The sequence below is a fragment of the Arsukibacterium sp. MJ3 genome (assembly GCF_000987765.1).
Lineage (GTDB): Bacteria > Pseudomonadota > Gammaproteobacteria > Enterobacterales > Alteromonadaceae > Alishewanella.
Genome location: NZ_LAHP01000002.1, coordinates 240,280 through 256,129, shown reverse-complemented (window position 1 = coordinate 256,129; position 15,850 = coordinate 240,280). Strand labels below are relative to the sequence as shown.

The 15,850-nt window shown below is 45.2% G+C and carries 12 protein-coding genes; 9 read left to right on the top strand and 3 right to left on the bottom strand.

The window, feature by feature from the left end; translation table 11 throughout:
• Positions 1-26 precede the first annotated feature (26 nt).
• From VT06_RS02570 to VT06_RS02550, 5 genes are all read left to right on the top strand, one after another.
• A complete protein-coding gene (locus VT06_RS02570) occupies positions 27-668 on the top strand; it encodes a hypothetical protein (RefSeq protein WP_046552687.1) in 642 nt (213 codons plus the stop codon).
• Positions 669-675: 7 nt separating this feature from the next.
• The gene (locus VT06_RS02565; RefSeq protein ID WP_046552686.1) at positions 676-2,991 is read left to right on the top strand and encodes a bifunctional diguanylate cyclase/phosphodiesterase; all 2,316 of its coding nucleotides are present in this window, start codon (positions 676-678) and stop codon (positions 2,989-2,991) included.
• The gene (locus VT06_RS02560; protein WP_046552685.1) at positions 2,988-3,818 is read left to right on the top strand and encodes a DUF3034 family protein; all 831 of its coding nucleotides are present in this window, start codon (positions 2,988-2,990) and stop codon (positions 3,816-3,818) included. Before VT06_RS02565 ends, VT06_RS02560 begins: the two co-directional genes overlap by 4 nt.
• Positions 3,812-4,231: a group 1 truncated hemoglobin gene (locus VT06_RS02555; RefSeq protein ID WP_046552684.1), complete on the top strand. Its 420-nt coding sequence runs from the start codon at positions 3,812-3,814 to the stop codon at positions 4,229-4,231. Before VT06_RS02560 ends, VT06_RS02555 begins: the two co-directional genes overlap by 7 nt.
• 193 nt (positions 4,232-4,424) lie before the next feature.
• Positions 4,425-6,503 carry a lipopolysaccharide assembly protein LapB gene (locus VT06_RS02550; protein WP_046552683.1) on the top strand — a complete coding sequence of 693 codons (2,079 nt, stop codon included), beginning with the start codon at positions 4,425-4,427 and terminating at the stop codon, positions 6,501-6,503.
• Here the strand turns inward: VT06_RS02550 and VT06_RS02545 are convergent.
• Entirely contained in the window at positions 6,459-7,322 is an 864-nt protein-coding gene (locus VT06_RS02545; RefSeq protein WP_046552682.1) for an RluA family pseudouridine synthase, read from the bottom strand. The two genes, VT06_RS02550 and VT06_RS02545, sit on opposite strands and share 45 nt — an antisense overlap.
• Before the next feature lie 85 nt (positions 7,323-7,407).
• Here VT06_RS02545 and VT06_RS02540 point away from each other — a divergent pair, with 85 nt between their 5' ends.
• Positions 7,408-8,040: a choice-of-anchor H family protein gene (locus VT06_RS02540; RefSeq protein ID WP_046552681.1), complete on the top strand. Its 633-nt coding sequence runs from the start codon at positions 7,408-7,410 to the stop codon at positions 8,038-8,040.
• Between the two features lie 72 nt (positions 8,041-8,112).
• On the opposite strand, the gene VT06_RS02535 is transcribed toward VT06_RS02540, so the two are convergent.
• Both VT06_RS02535 and VT06_RS02530 read right to left on the bottom strand, forming a co-directional pair.
• On the bottom strand, positions 8,113-9,177 hold the full coding sequence (locus tag VT06_RS02535) for a hypothetical protein (protein ID WP_046552680.1): 1,065 nt from the start codon (positions 9,175-9,177) through the stop codon (positions 8,113-8,115).
• Positions 9,178-9,282: 105 nt separating this feature from the next.
• Positions 9,283-10,674 carry a PhoH family protein gene (locus VT06_RS02530; protein ID WP_046552679.1) on the bottom strand — a complete coding sequence of 464 codons (1,392 nt, stop codon included), beginning with the start codon at positions 10,672-10,674 and terminating at the stop codon, positions 9,283-9,285.
• Positions 10,675-10,930: 256 nt separating this feature from the next.
• On the opposite strand from VT06_RS02530, the gene rapA reads away from it, so the two are divergent.
• From rapA to VT06_RS02515, 3 genes are all read left to right on the top strand, one after another.
• The gene (gene rapA / locus VT06_RS02525) at positions 10,931-13,846 is read left to right on the top strand and encodes an RNA polymerase-associated protein RapA (protein WP_046552678.1); all 2,916 of its coding nucleotides are present in this window, start codon (positions 10,931-10,933) and stop codon (positions 13,844-13,846) included.
• Between the two features lies 1 nt (position 13,847).
• Entirely contained in the window at positions 13,848-14,504 is a 657-nt protein-coding gene (locus VT06_RS02520) for a pseudouridine synthase (RefSeq protein WP_046552677.1), read from the top strand.
• Between the two features lie 189 nt (positions 14,505-14,693).
• Positions 14,694-15,794 carry an OmpA family protein gene (locus VT06_RS02515; RefSeq protein ID WP_235357334.1) on the top strand — a complete coding sequence of 367 codons (1,101 nt, stop codon included), beginning with the start codon at positions 14,694-14,696 and terminating at the stop codon, positions 15,792-15,794.
• Positions 15,795-15,850 lie beyond the last annotated feature (56 nt).

Genomic DNA, 15,850 nt, shown 5'->3' with positions numbered 1-15,850 from the left:
TATATTAAAAAAAGCTCGCGGGTATTATGAAGTTAGCTTTATGGCTCATTCTGTTAAGTATTGCGTTAACACCACTTATAAATCGGGCTGCTGCAGGCAGCTTAACGATAAATATAATTAATCAGCAACAACAGCCATTAGCTGATGCCGTGGTTGAATTACGCTCGCCAGCTACCAACATAATTACCCCTAAAAATATTAAAGTCGCCCAACAACAATTAACTTTTATCCCTTTTGTCAGTGCCATCCCGGCAGGTAGCCAAGCTGAATTCCCTAACCTAGATAAAACCCGTCACCACATTTATTCGTTTTCACCCGCCAAGCAATTTGAAATTCAGCTGTATGCTGACCAGCCTGAAGCACCAATAATTTTTGATACGCCGGGTATTGTTGCACTTGGCTGTAATATCCACGACTACATGCAAGCTTATATCTATGTTGGCGAAAGTGAATTAGTTGCAGTAAGTGATGAGCAAGGTAATGTGCATTGGCCTGATGTTCCCGCTGGTGAATATCAACTGTATTTATGGCACCCCTGGCAACTGGAATCGCCGAATCCGCTTGAGCTACCTGTTTTAGACATTGACCAGACTGAACGCCTAGGCCTGGCAATAGATTTATCACAGCGAAAACCTATAGCACCACAACGTGGTTTTGGTAGCAGGTAAGCGGCAGATGTTTAGGTCACTGCGCAGCAAATGGATGAGCTTACTGATTGTCTTGTTAAGCTTGCTAATGTTAGTCACGGGTTACGCCACACTGAACTCGATGCGCGCTAGTTCGTTGCAACAAGCTGAAGCAGCAATTGTGGTTGCCAGTAAAGTATTTCAGCAAGCCTTGGATAACCGGGCAGCACAATTAAGTAATAGTGTCACCTTGTTAGCAGCTGACTTTGGTTTTCGCCGGGCTATTGCCACGGCAGAGCAAGCTACTATTGAGTCAGTGCTGGATAATCATGGTAGCCGCATTAATGCACAGCTTGCATTGCTGCTTAACCCGCATGGTGAATTATTAGCCAGTAATGCAGAGCTCGTAACCAGTGATATTAGCCAGCTACTCCCGGCAACGCTCGCTAACACGGCCATAACTGACATTTTACTGATAGATGGTAAGGCATATCAGTTGGTTTTAGTGCCGGTGCGAGCGCCTGTAATTATTGCCTGGGTCGGTATGGGCTTTTTAGTCGATGTGCCGCTAGCTGAACAAATAAAAGGTATTACGGGCCTGGATATCAGTTTCGTGCAGCTTGATAACAGAGCCAACCAGCAACTGACCAGCACACTGCCTGACAAGGTGCAGCCACTCTTAATCAGCAAACTGGAACGGTTACTACGTAATCCCGCTGACACTCAATTTGCTGACGATTTTAGCTTTATTACCCGTGGAATACCACTGGATACTGAACGACGATTATGGGCATTGCTGCACTTACCTGACGACCGCTGGCTAGCAAGCTACCAGCAATTACGCCGCCAATTGGTTAATATTTTTGTATTTAGTTTGGTTTTATCACTGCTTGCCGCCTTCTTTTTTGCCCGCAGTATTAGCCAGCCTCTTAGTCAGCTAAGCCGTTTTGCTAACGCTATTGGCCAGGGGAAACCTGGTGTCCCACCAACCATTAGTCAGGATGAAATTGGCGTGCTAACCAGCACCTTGATTAACATGCAGCAGGATATCAATGCCCGCGAACTGCAGCTGAGACAGCAAGCAGAACGTGATACGCTAACTGGTTTATTAAATCGCCATGCCGTTGAGCAGCAACTCCCCGCCATTTTAAGTGAACAAAGCGGTACTTTATTGCAACTTAATATTATTCAGTTTAAACATATTAATGACACACTCGGATTAGCAAATGGGGATACTTTGCTACAGCTTTTAGCACAGCGACTGGGCCATCATCAACCTGCCGCCGTTTTCAGTGCCCGCTTGAACGGTGATGAGTTTCTAATGCTGTTTCGCGAAACCCTAACCGAATTACAACTGGTCGATCTTTATAACAGCCTGCAGCCGGCGTATAACATTCAAGACTCAATAATTAATTTGAAAATTGCCATTGGTATATACCCATTTCAACCGGGGCAAGGCATTACCAGCGAGGCATTACGCCGGGTTGATTTAGCTCAGGAAAATGCCAGTCTGGTTGGTGGAGGCATTGCCTTTTATCAAAGTGGGCAGGATGAAACGCATCAGCGTGAACTTACCATAATCCGTGATTTACCTTCTGCCCTTAACAGCGGCCAACTGTTCGTGGTTTACCAACCAAAAGTTGAGCTTGCGTCGCGCCAATGCCACAGTGCCGAGGCACTTATTCGCTGGCAGCATCCGCAATTAGGTTTTATTTCGCCAGTGGAGTTTATTGCTACTGCCGAACACTCTGGCAATATTAGTTTGATCACGCAATGGATGCTTAAAACCGTAATTAAACAATTGTCTGCCTGGCAGCAAGATTACCCAAAACTGCGCGTAGCGGTTAATTTATCGGCGGCCGATTTACTTGATCAACACTTACCTGAGCAAATTCGCGGTTTACTTGAGCAGCACCAAGTCCCGGCAACCGCACTGGCGCTGGAAGTTACCGAAAGCGCCGTAATGCAGGATACCAGCAAAGTTATCGCTAACTTAAATACCCTCAAAGCAATGCAAATCAATCTGGCGATTGATGATTTTGGTACCGGTCAATCTTCATTGGCGTATTTAAAACAATTGCCAGTTGATGAAATAAAAATTGATCGGGCTTTTGTTAAGGATATAGAAACCAATACTAATGATGCACTCATTGTTAATGCTACCGTAACGCTGGCGCATGGCCTCGGCTTTAAAGTTACCGCTGAAGGCTTAGAAAATCTGGCCGGATTACGTTTTTTAGCAGAGGCTGGCTGCGATACCGTGCAAGGTTATTACTTTAGCAAACCGCTAGCCACCGCCGATTTTAGCCAGTGGCTAAATAATTTTGCGTATTCAAACCCGCCAGAGATGGGTGTTAAACCATGAAAACCTGGTTTTTTGCCATCGCACTGCTGAGTGTGTCTGGTGCAGCCAGTGCCGGCAGCAAAATTATTGCCACCGGCGGGGTAACTACTATCGAAGGCAATGCAGGCGGTGGCATCGTACCATGGGCAGTCATCAACGGTTATGCCAGTAGTAATGAATGGTCGGCAACTGCCTTTACCGGCCGGGTTGCTATAAACAATTTCACCCTGCAAAGCACGGGTGTTGGCATTAGCCTGGACAATACCTGGGAGTTTTCCTATGCCCGCCAACATTTTGCGCTGAAAACAATTGGCGGCAGTTTATCGCAGGATATTTTTTCAATTAAATATCATTTGACTGGCGAGCTACTGTATAGCGCTCTACCGCAAATCAGCCTTGGCGTACAACATAAACGGAATAGGGATTTCACACTCCCGGCAGCCGTGGGAGCACAACGTGCTACTGGCACTGATGTGTATCTGGCTGCCAGTAAACTGCTGTTTAATCAGGTGGCAGGCCGTAATGTACTGCTTAATGGCACCTTACGGGCGACCAAGGCTAACCAAACCGGTTTATTGGGGTTTGGTAGTGCCAGCGATAAGCACTATCAATTCCTGTTTGAAGGCTCTGCTGCGATATTTGTTAATTATAATTTAGCGTTTGGGATTGAGTTTAAGCAAAAACCAGATAATTTGGCTTTTGCTGCTGAACAACATTGGCGTGATGTGTTTGTTGCCTGGTTTATCAATAAAAACGTTAGTTTAACAGGTGCCTATGTCGATTTAGGCAATATCGCCGCTCAGGGCTCACAAACCGGTTACTACCTGGCAATGGAGGCAACATGGTAAAACACAGCGTGTTAATTGGCGCCTGTTTGATGCTGCTAGCCTGCAGCAATGCCACACAACCCAACTTGTATCAGCGATTAGGCGCTGAAGACGGTATTAATGCTATGGTTGATGGCTTGCTTTATGAGATTGAACATGACCAGCGGATTGTGCATCACTTCGCCGACTCGGATATTGGCCGCTTTCACGCAAAGCTCGCTGAGCAACTATGCCAACTCACTGGTGGACCATGCCACTATAGCGGCAGCACCATGCAAGAAAGCCATACTGGTTTTAACATTAGCCTGGCAGATTATGATGCGTTAGTTGAGGGGCTAATCAAGGTGATGCAGCGCCAGCAAATTAGTATTACTGACCAAAATGCATTACTGGCGTTATTAGCACCGATGTATAAAGATATTAGTTACCGTTAATCTCAGGTATTTTCACCAGCATAGTCGACAAGCGCCGGCTTAGCGGCTTACGAGGTCGTCTGAAACATAACACTGAACGCCTTGCAGCCTGATAATGTCATCAGCTCCTTTTCTCGGGCAAACCGCACTTGTAGATCTGGCCTGACTAGCGCTTTCAAGCTACACTGCCAAAAAAAGGGAAAATACCTGATTTATGCGCACTCGTAGTCTGATATTGCTTTGTAGCCTGCTTTTTTGCAGCTTATTTTTTAGCGCAACAACGCTGGCGACCGATTTAAGGGAACGCTTACGCCTTGCTGTAGAAAACTATGAGCAGGTTATTACCGAGCAGCTAGCAAACGACGATGAGCGAACCTATCAAGACTGGTTAGTTTTAGCACAGGCTTACCTGAGTGCCGGTAATAAAGATGCGGCGCTAGAGGCTCTGCAGCAAGCTAATGGACTGGCTACTACTAAGCAGCAACAGGCCCATGTAGCACTATTTAATGCCAAAGTGTACGGCATATTGTTTCGTGATACCCGTCATGCCATCAGCTATCTGCAGCAGGCCGATGACGCACTTCGCAACGGCACCAGCATTGTTGAACAAGAATTATATAGTGAAGTACTGACCAACTTTGCTCAGGCGCATAATCAATTAGGTGATTTAAACCAGGCAGAGCAGTTTGCGGCTCAAAGCCTCGCATTAGCGATTGCCTTGGAAAGTCCGGCTAAACAGTTGGCAGCCAGAATTATGCTGGGCCGGCTGGCTTTACAAAACAATCACTTTGAGCGTGCTAACAACCAATTGCAACAAGCCTTAATCCTGGCTGATAACTTAAAAGATACTGAAGCCAGAGCCTCGATTCATTTTCGGCTAGGCATGGCCTTTCGAAAAGTAGATGACCACGCGTTAGCACTGGAACATATGCAACAAGCAGCCGTGCTGTATCAGGGTTTAAAAAACCTATCCAGTTATAGTTATGTGCTGGTATACATTGCAGAAACTTACCTGGAAGAGCCACAGAATATTACTAAGGCAGAACAATACTTACTGGAAGCACTGGCCATAAGTAAGCAAATTGATGATGTAATGCGCACAGCTATTATCAAACAAAGCCTTGGCCGAGCCAGTAAACTGCGTGGCGAAAATAGCCAGGCAGCGCAATATTACCGTGATGCCTTGCAACAATTCCGTCAGATTGGCGCCCAAACCTACATGCAAGAAAGTGCGCTAGCCTTGGCAGAGCTATTGCTTTTACAACAACAGTACCCACTGAGCCGTCAAATTATAGCCGAGCTAAGTCCGGCTATTGGTAGTGCCGCAAATTATTTGCAGGCACGTTACTTTAGTCTTAGCGCCGAACTGGCAGTGCAGCAGCAAGATTGGCAACAAGCGTACCTGTATATTCAGGATGCCAGTAAGATGCAATATGCTGAGTTAACCAGCACTACCACTGAAAAACTCAAGGTGTTTAAAGCTAATCTAACCGACAGTAACACCCAGCATGCCAATACTGCGCTGGCGTTGAGCCAACAGAGTAACTTACGACAACATCTTTTGTGGTGGCAGGCGATAAGCGGCTTACTCATGTTATTGCTGATACTAATTTACGGGTATCGCCGGCAGCAAAACAAACGGCTACCAGCGAACATGGCTATCTTGTTGTCTCCAGGCTGGAATCGTTTTTGTGAGCGCCTGCATCAGGATACTCGCCGCAAATTACCGTTGCAGCTCATCGCCATTACCTTGGAAAAATGTCAGCAATTGAAATTAAATCATGGCGAAGAAGCGCTACGACGGCCGTTGCAAGAACTCGTAAAAAACTGTGCCTCACCTCAGTTAAGTGCGTGTTGTATTAATAGTGATGTTATTTGGCTGGGGTATCGCAGTAGCGCCGAAGACGCCGCTGAGCATTGCCACAATCTGCGTGAGGCTTTGCAGCAAGCGTTAACCTCACTAGGTTCAGCGGACCGGCTTATTAGCTTGCAATTGGACGCAGAGCATTTACTCGGCGCGCGCTGGCAAGTTCATGAATTGACAACGCTTCGAGAAGCATTTTGGTTATGCTGGAAACTGGCTGACATAGCTGAAGATAGCGCCACCTCAAGCTGGCAAATGCAGCTTACCAGCGAGCAATCACGCCCTTGCGAGTGGCATAGTAGCAATATCCGATTAGATATGATTAACGCCTTTCAGCTTGGAGCGTTAGTCCTGACTTTAAATCAACAACTATTACCATCGGACTTAGCCAGAGCGTTGGTTGCTGACTTTACTGACATGGCTCAATAACAAGTTTGCGTCCAAAGTTACCTCGCGATGATGGCGCTGTACCGGGCAGCTAAACGCCAGGCTACAAGCTTGCAACGCCAGACCGCTTTGGTTTTTATTTGCCTCGCCATAACGGGGGTCACCCATTACCGGATGGCCAACAGCGGCAAAATGCCGCCTAATTTGATGCTTTCTGCCACTAACTAAATCAATGATTAACCAACTGCTCTCTGTTGCTGCATCATAGGCCTGCAAGGTAAATCGGGTTAAACAGCTTTTACCATCCAGTGGCGTGGTTATTTCAGCACTTGCCAGCAGCTCAGCAGTTAATTTACCTTTAACCTGAACAAGATAGGTTTTGCTCAGTTGCCGTTCTGCAATTAACTTACTGAACCCTGCGGCAGCTGTTTTGCTGTGCGCAATCAGCACTAACCCGCTGGCTTCACGATCTAAACGATGCACCAAATAAACCGGCCGGGCACTGTCAAAATGTTGCTCGACAACGCGCAGTAAACTTAAATGATCGCCCCACTCATTACCTTGAGACAACATACCGGCGGGTTTAAACCAAATACTATATGCGCGGTAATCTTTTAACAAAGTGGCAGGATCACAACTACGGCTAAGAATATCCGCATCATAATGTAGTTGGAGCAACTGGCCGGCTTTTAACGCCTGTTGTGCCCGACGTAACCTTTTTATCGGTTTGCCCAGTAACTGTACTGCACCTTTATTCATGGCATCTTTCAGCCGGCCTTTTGCCAGTTCCGGCACTGCGTCCGTCAATATCGTTATCGCCTGACCCGCTGCGTCAACCTTTATCTGGCGTGACAACTTCATACCTTTACCATTCCTTTACTCAGCAGTTCAGCTTAAATTCAGCGCTTTAAGCTGTAATAGTATCAAAGAAACAGGAGAACCGCTTATGAAAGCTTTACTGAAACTATCTGGCATAATGCTGCTGTTGCTACCCTTGGTAACATGGGCTGACAACATAAGCACTGAATACCGTAGTCAGCAACACCCTGTTATACAAACCAGCAAAATGAAAAACACGGCAGTAAACCAGAGCTATCAGTCTGATGTTTGGTTCCACAGTATTGACATTAGCCTGGCGCGGGACAATAACAACAATGGCTACTTCCACCAGTTATATGTGGAGTTTGATGCCGAGACCGATGATGCCTATCGGCAGGTATTTGCCGAGTTTAGTTTAACCCCCGATTATGGCAGCGAACAACTGTACTACACCAGTTCGGTATTTGAGTTGTTCCGGCAAAGTAGCAACGATTGGCTGGCTATTGAAACCGATTTACAACACCACTACCCCGCAAATTTTTATTTACTAACCATCAGGATTTTTGATGCCAATAGTGGATATTTGCTGGCTGAAGCATCAGGTTATGATCTTAGCGCACTGGATGCCCTCACTCTGGAAGATTATCAACGCGACAGTATAAGGGTCAGCAGCAGCGTTGAAGTGTCAGCCGGCAGCACTGGCTTGATGTTCCTGCTGGGGTTATGCTTAATAATGGTAAGACGACAGGGGCCACGTTGATTGGTTAAACGCTATGTATTACTCATGCTGTTACCACGGTGTTTTAGCGCTGCCCATCCTGGCAGTATGTCGCTAATCAGTATTTTGCTTATGATCAGTTTTAAGCTGGCTTATACGATCAAACAAAACATGCCAGCCATCAGGGATCCGTCCGACCCCATTTTGACCACTGGCTAACCGATCAACATGTACTGACAAGCGTTGCAATGGCCCAACAATTTTTCGTTTGTAACGCCGGGCCAGCAACCAGACCAGTATGAATAAAATCGTGGCATAACTTAACCAATAAACTAAAAACTGACTAAGACCAGCACTAAACATCGAGCCACTTTTATCGATCATTGCCAGCGACCATGGCAACCCATCTAACCGTTGTATTTGCAGCTGATATTGCTCAAGCGCCTCACCAGTTATAAATTTAGAGCTGGCAATCACATCACCCGCTTGATCCAAAAGCAAAAAGTAATGTTCTGGGTTGTTTTTTTCGAGATTACTAAGCAATGGTGCTAATTCTAATGCCAAGACAAAACGACCTATTTTGCGTTCATTTACAAACAACGGTACCGACATTGCAGCCTGGTCAAGAATAAAGTCTTTATAAAATGCGGGATTGCGATCATAACCATTTTCTACGCGTTCATAACGCTGCAACCATGCTAATAACTGCTCAAGTACATAATCAGACCATTTTTGCTGACCGTTATACGCAAATCCCTGCGCTGAAATATAGTAGAGATTCTTTACGGTATTAATACTTGCTGGTGCAATATCAAAATAAGGCTGTAACTGTGCCAGCATGTGTAACTCAAAATTTAAAGGCTGATTATCAGTCGTAATGTGATGCAACAACACATCAGTTGTTGTCAGTGATAACAGTGGGATCTGACGATTACTATCAGCTGAAAGCTGGGTGCTAAACTGGGCACGACTTTTTATAGCTTCGGCAAATTGCAGCATGGGTAAAACCTGGGCATCCAGTTGCTGAGCAAACATTTGTAGATGACGTTGACTGTTCTTCTGGCTATTATTAAATTGCAACATAACCTGGATCACTGCAGCACTAAAACTTAGTAACATTATTATCAACAATGAAAAATAAATGCTTCTTTTGTAGATGTTTTGAGCTGGGCTGGACATGTAACTCCTTCGCAATGCGCTAATTTACGTTTCGCAAATCCTAAACTATTTCCATTGATAAGCAAACACCGGCAACTGGCTTTTTAGCCAGTTGCCGGCTGGTGTTCATAAATTAGCCTCAGCAAACGCCGCCAAACGACTGCGTACAACACCATTAAGATTAATAGTAGTGCTGCCTTCAAAGCTTTTAAAGCGTTCAACAATATAGGTTAATCCTGAGGTAACAGCGGTGAGATAATTACTGTCAATTTGCGATAAATTGCCTGAACAGATGAGTTTTGTACCTTCACCACAGCGGGTAATAATAGTTTTTAATTGCGATGCCGTTAAGTTTTGGCATTCATCCAGGATCACGATGGCATTCTGAATACTCCGACCACGCATAAAATTTACCGACTTAAATTGAATATTCGCCTTCTCCATAATGTAATTGACGCTGGCATGTGGGTGTTCGTCCGTTTTGTGTAATACTTCTAAAGAATCTGTAATAGCGGCTAACCAAGGAGCCATTTTTTCCTCTTCAGTACCCGGTAAAAAACCAATTGACTCCGCAATTTCTGGCGTATTACGCGTCACAATCACTTTGTCATATTGGCTTTTTTCTATGACTAACTCCAACGCCGCAGCCAGCGCAATTAAGGTTTTACCACAACCGGCCGGGCCGGTTAGGATCACCAAATCCATTTGCGGATCAAGTAATGCCTGCATTGCCAACGCCTGATAAATATTCTTCGGCTGAATGCCCCAAGCACGGCGATGCATTAAACGCTCATAACCAAAATCAAGAATTTTTATTTCCTGTTCAGTAATGGCCAGTATCCGACCGGCGAAGCTTTCTGCCTCATCAATTAAATATTCATTAATATAGGCGTTAGGCAGTAATGTACTACTAACATAATGTACCGTGTCACGGCCTTCATTTTCGCTACGACACTCCCCAACCTGACTCCAAAATTCGCCACTGAATTTATAGTAACCTTTATATAAAAAACGCACATCGTCAATTAATTGATCGGTACGATAGTCCTCCACTTTTTTCAGACCGGCGCCTTTGGCCTTTAACCGCATATTGATATCTTTAGTCACCAGAATAACATTGATTGGGCTTTTCTCACGCTGCAGATACAGCGCAGTGTTAATAATTAGATGGTCGTTTTCACCACCAGGCAAACCCGGAATTTCATCTTTTATATGATGATCATTAATAATAAATAAGTTGCCACCACCTAAATGTTCATGTTGCCTAGGCAACGCAACCCCTTGCAGCATTTGCTCTGGTGAAGCGTCACGCAATATATCTTCCAGCGCGCGGATAGCGACTCTGGCATCCCGGCTAACATCTTTATTGCGGTCTTTGATATGGTCCAGTTCTTCCAGTACGGTCATCGGAATAACCACATCGTGTTCTTCAAAGTTTAAAAAGGCAAAAGGTTCGTGCAGCAAAATATTGGTGTCTAACACATAGATTTTCTTTTCTTTGCTATTTTTTTGCGCCATATGCAGCTCCTTCAAACATAACAACGTTAACCTGATGCCGATTGATGCTCAATGTTGCTTGGTAAAGCATAGTGCACCTGAACTATTTGGCGCTTGATTCTAAAATAAAATCTGTAATCAGCAGTTAAAACACTCTGCAACTCTATAATGACAACAGCATGACAATCGGCAAGGTTAAAATAAACCCAACTGATTGGATGCAGTTTTATTGATTTACTAGTACCATGGCGCCCCGTTTTTATGGTGGTAATGTGATATGAATTTTGCTTTGGGACAACGCTGGATCAGCGATACAGAATCTGACCTTGGTTTAGGTACTTTAGTCGCTATCGAGGGCCGGATGCTGACAGTATTGTTCCCTGCCGCTGGTGAAACACGTCAGTATGCCCAAGCCGAGGCCCCACTTACCCGCGTGGCGTTTAATGTGGGTGATGAAATTAAAAGTGCCGAAGGCTTTAGCCTAAAAGTTACGGCTATAACCACCTTAGAGCACACGTTGATATACCAGGGTAATCGTCTTGATAATGATGAGCAGGTGGCATTAAAAGAAATTTTTCTGGACCATTTTATCAGCTTTAATAAACCACAAGACCGACTATTTGCCGGCCAAATTGATCGGTTCGACCATTTTACCCTGCGATATCAAGCTTGGCAGCAACAGTACCGCCTGCAAAAAAGCGAATTACGGGGCTTGCAAGGCGCACGGATGAGCTTAATCCCGCATCAGCTGTATATTGCCGAAGAAGTGGCCAACCGTCATGCGCCCAGGGTGCTACTAGCTGATGAAGTCGGTCTGGGGAAAACGATTGAAGCGGGTTTAATTATTCATCAACAATTGATATGTGGTTTAGCCCGTCGGGTATTGATTGTAGTGCCTGAATCATTGCAGCATCAGTGGCTGGTTGAAATGCTTCGTCGTTTTAATCTGCACTTCTCGATATTTGATGAAGAACGCTGTCAGCAGTCACAACTGGACGTTAGTAACCCCTTTGATACCGCCCAGCTGGTGCTATGCAGCTTGGAATTTATTAGTAGTAACAAGCAGTGGCTGGAACAAGCACAAAGTAGTGACTGGGATTTACTGGTTGTTGATGAAGCGCATCATTTAGCCTGGTCAGCTGAACATATTAGTAAGGAATATCGCTGCATTGAAAGCCTGGCTCAGGACACTGCCGGAGTTATTTTGCTCACTGCCACCCCAGACCAGTTAGGCCATCAGAGTCACTTTGCCCGCTTGCGCCTGTTAGATCCCGATAGGTTTTATGACTACCAGGCGTTTGTTGATGAAGAACAGCAGTACCAGCAGGTAGCGAATACGGCCAAACAATTACTGACTAGCACCACGTTATCTGAGCAGCTGATCGCTGAACTTCGTGCACTAATCAGCGAGACTGACATTAACAGTGAGCTGGCAATAATATGCCAACCAGCAACTGAACAGGCTGAACAGGCTGAACAGGCCAGGCAACACTTACTGGAAAAATTACTTGACCGCCATGGTACCGGCCGCATTTTGTTTCGCAACAGTCGCGCCAGTATTAAAGGGTTTCCATTAAGACAACCCCTACCCGTAGCGCTTGAGCTGCCAGAGCAGTATCAAAATGCGCTGAAAGTACAGCATAGCCTGAATAAAAATAGTCCCTTAGCGGCACGGGTGCAGGCCAATTTATTTCCTGAGCAAGTGTTTCAGTCGTTTGAAGGTAGTGGCAGCCAATGGTGGCAGTTTGATCCGAGAATAGACTATTTAACCGCCTTATTAAAACAGCACAAGCCGGCTAAGTTTCTGCTAATTTGTGCTGCAGCCGAAACAGCTTTAGCGGTGGAAGCAGCACTGCGCCAAAAAGAAGGCATCCGGGCAGCGGTATTTCATGAGGGCATGTCTATTATTGAACGTGATAAGGCTGCAGCGTATTTTGCCCAGCAAGATTACAGTGCTCAGATACTAGTGTGTTCAGAAATTGGTAGTGAAGGCCGTAACTTTCAGTTTGCCCAACATATAGTGCTGTTTGATCTGCCGCTTAACCCTGATTTACTGGAACAGCGCATTGGCCGGCTGGACCGGATTGGCCAACAACATGATATTCAAATCCATATCCCATATTTTAAAGATAGCGCTCAACATCTGTTATTCGAGTGGTATCAGCAAAGCTTAAATGCTTTTAGTCATACCTGCCAGACCGGTCGGGTTGTGTATGAGCAGGCAGCACCGGTTTTGATCGCATTACTGGCCGAGCCACAGCCTGAAGCAGAAGCAATTGCGCAGTTAATTGCCAACAGTAAACAACGTCATCAGCAACTACAACAACAACTGGAACAAGGCAGGGATAAATTACTGGAGCTGCACTCTGCTGGCGGCCAGCGGGCAAAAAAACTGGCTGAAAAAATCGCAAAAATGGACACTGATGTTCAGCTACCCATGTTTATGTTTCAGGCATGGGATTTATTGGGCGTTAATCAGGAAGACCGCTCCGATACCAGTATAGTGCTAACCCCAGCTGAACACTTACGCTGTGCTTACCCCGGCTTAGAAGATGATGGTGTTACCGTTACCTTTGACAGAGCGACCGCACTGGCACAGGAGGATATTCAGTTTTTAAGCTGGGATCACCCCATGGTTACCGGCACTCTGGATATATTATTAAACGATAATACCGGTAATACCGCAGTTGCCTTATTACCTAATAAAGCCTTACCCGCTGGCAATTATTTTATCGAACTTATATATATTGTTGAAGCGAGTGCGCCGGCAGAACTGCAAATGGGTCGCTATTTACCCAGCACCCCAATCCGCTTACTGCTGGATAAAAGTGGTAAAGATTTATCCGCTAAAGTGCCCTTTGACAATTTTAACCGGCAGTTAAAACCGGTAGGCCGGCAAACTGCCAGTAAGTTGGTTAACGCTCTGCAAAGTTTAATTCATCCTCTGCTGGTTAATAGCGAGCCGGTCGCGCTGGCGCAACTGGCGCAACTGCGCCAAACTGCATTAACGAAAATGCAACAGGCATTACAGAGTGAACAACAACGATTGCGGGCGCTTAAGCTAGTTAATCCCCTAATCCGACAGCAGGAAATCGATTTTTTGGCCAATCAGCAGCAGCAACTTAGTGACCTTATTGGTAAAGCGCGTCTAAAACTGGACGCAATAAGAGTTATCGTGGTTAGTCACGATTAATATGAATACATTTCATTATCAACCACCCCTGCAACCCTACCTTGATATTATTTATCAGGATAATGATATCGTGGTATTGAATAAACCCAGTGGTTTATTGTCCGTTCCCGGCAAAGCCGCAGAACACTGGGATAGCTTGGAGTACCGGGTAAAATTGGTATACCCCACCGCCCGTATTGTGCACCGGCTTGATATGTCGACCTCGGGCGTTATGGTGCTGGCTTTACATGCTGACGCCCAGCGTCAACTTAACCGCCAGTTTCAGTTAAGACAAACCAGTAAACTTTATATCGCCAGAGTAGCTGGCTGGGTCACGGCCGACTTCGGCACCATAAATATGCCACTTGTTTGTGACTGGCCAAACCGACCTAAACAAATGGTTTGCTACCAGCGCGGTAAAGCATCTGTAACGCACTATCAGGTGTTAAGCCGGGCAAACAATAGCAGCAGGTTGGCGTTAACTCCGGTTACCGGTCGCTCACATCAACTTCGGGTGCACATGCAAATATTGGGGCATGCTATCCTCGGTGATAAGTTTTATGCCGACCCAATAAACCTGGCGGCGGCTAACCGGCTACAGTTACATGCAGAAACATTATCGCTGTTTCATCCTGTAACTGGAAAAGAAACTGTTTTTTCTGTAAAATGCCCGTTTTAGTTTTCCTCACAATTATTAACCTCACATTCAGTTAACTGGCTTATTATACGCAGCTCGTTAGGTTGCTAAATAATTTATCTTTGTACTGTTTTTACTAAATAGTTGCAATTAACAACGAATTCTAATCAAAGCGCTTTATAATAATGATTGCATGACAATAGGCAAGCGTAATAGATCTGTACTATTGTAATGTTGGATAAATCTAAGGAGAAATGGATGAAACTTAAAATTACTACACTTGCTGTACTGGCTGCCCTGCCTTTTATCAGCGCTCAAGCTTTTGCTCAATCAACAACTGCAGCTAATCTTGAAAACAGAGTATTCGGTTCTTTATTTGGTGAATACTACCTGCCTGACACTGATAAAACTGAATCTGCTTCTTGGAACTTTATGGAGAAAGACTTCGGTTACGGTGTTGAAATTGGTTATTACCTGACAGAAACTTGGGCTATTCGTGCTGAGTTTGCCAAGTTAGACCTGAGTTCAAAACTAAATGGCTCTGATGCCGGCGGTAATCGTTTAGGTATTGATGTCATGTATCATTTGTCCAATATGCCAGCAGTTTACCTGGTTGGTGGTTTAAAGCGCATGGATGCAGTTCAAGACACCTCAGCTTTTAATATTGGTGTTGGTTACAAACACTTCATTAATCAGAATTTCGGTTTATTTGGTGAAATGAATCGTTATCAAGGCATTGATGAAAGCTATGCCGATGCCGGTATTAAACTTGGTGTGACTTACTTGTTTGGTGCTGCTGCTGCACCAGCGCCTATGCCAGCACCAGCTCCAGCACCGGTTCAACCAGCACCAGTTGCTGATAGCGATGCCGATGGCGTACTTGATAATGCCGATCGTTGCCCAAATACCGCCGCAAACCACAAAGTAGATGCTCAGGGTTGTACGGTATTCACTGAAGAAATGCAACGCGTTGGTGATGTTGATATCGAAGTAAAATTTGGTTTTGACTCTGCTGCAGTGTCTGCGGATCAGAAGACTGAAGTTATCCAATTAGCCGCCTTTATGAAGCGCTTCCCTGAATCAGAAGTCGTTATTGAAGGACACGCCTCTAATATTGGTAACCCAGCTTACAATATGCGTTTATCAGAGCGTCGTGCAAAATCAGTTGCCGACATTCTGACCAGCGAAGGCGTTCAATCAGCTCGTATTACTTCTGTAGGTTATGGCGTGACTCGTTTACGTGTTCAGGGCAATACTTCAGCAGCACATGCCGCTAATCAGCGCATTGAAGCAAAAGTAACAGCTAAAGTAAAAGAACCTGTAATTCGTTAATTTTCTTATGCTTTGCTAAAAACCGCCAATATTGGCGGTTTTTTTTATTGCCGCAT

What these genes read in the sequence shown, in the direction of transcription:
- VT06_RS02560 (WP_046552685.1), top strand. Translation starts at nt 2,988, where the DNA reads ATGAAAACCTGGTTTTTTGCCATCGCACTGCTGAGTGTGTCTGGTGCA.
- VT06_RS02545 (WP_046552682.1), bottom strand. Translation starts at nt 7,322, where the DNA reads ATGAAGTTGTCACGCCAGATAAAGGTTGACGCAGCGGGTCAGGCGATA.
- rapA (WP_046552678.1), top strand. Translation starts at nt 10,931, where the DNA reads ATGAATTTTGCTTTGGGACAACGCTGGATCAGCGATACAGAATCTGAC.
- VT06_RS02570 (WP_046552687.1), top strand. Translation starts at nt 27, where the DNA reads ATGAAGTTAGCTTTATGGCTCATTCTGTTAAGTATTGCGTTAACACCA.
- VT06_RS02535 (WP_046552680.1), bottom strand. Translation starts at nt 9,177, where the DNA reads ATGTCCAGCCCAGCTCAAAACATCTACAAAAGAAGCATTTATTTTTCA.
- VT06_RS02540 (WP_046552681.1), top strand. Translation starts at nt 7,408, where the DNA reads ATGAAAGCTTTACTGAAACTATCTGGCATAATGCTGCTGTTGCTACCC.
- VT06_RS02520 (WP_046552677.1), top strand. Translation starts at nt 13,848, where the DNA reads ATGAATACATTTCATTATCAACCACCCCTGCAACCCTACCTTGATATT.
- VT06_RS02555 (WP_046552684.1), top strand. Translation starts at nt 3,812, where the DNA reads ATGGTAAAACACAGCGTGTTAATTGGCGCCTGTTTGATGCTGCTAGCC.
- VT06_RS02515 (WP_235357334.1), top strand. Translation starts at nt 14,694, where the DNA reads ATGTTGGATAAATCTAAGGAGAAATGGATGAAACTTAAAATTACTACA.
- VT06_RS02530 (WP_046552679.1), bottom strand. Translation starts at nt 10,674, where the DNA reads ATGGCGCAAAAAAATAGCAAAGAAAAGAAAATCTATGTGTTAGACACC.
- VT06_RS02565 (WP_046552686.1), top strand. Translation starts at nt 676, where the DNA reads ATGTTTAGGTCACTGCGCAGCAAATGGATGAGCTTACTGATTGTCTTG.
- VT06_RS02550 (WP_046552683.1), top strand. Translation starts at nt 4,425, where the DNA reads ATGCGCACTCGTAGTCTGATATTGCTTTGTAGCCTGCTTTTTTGCAGC.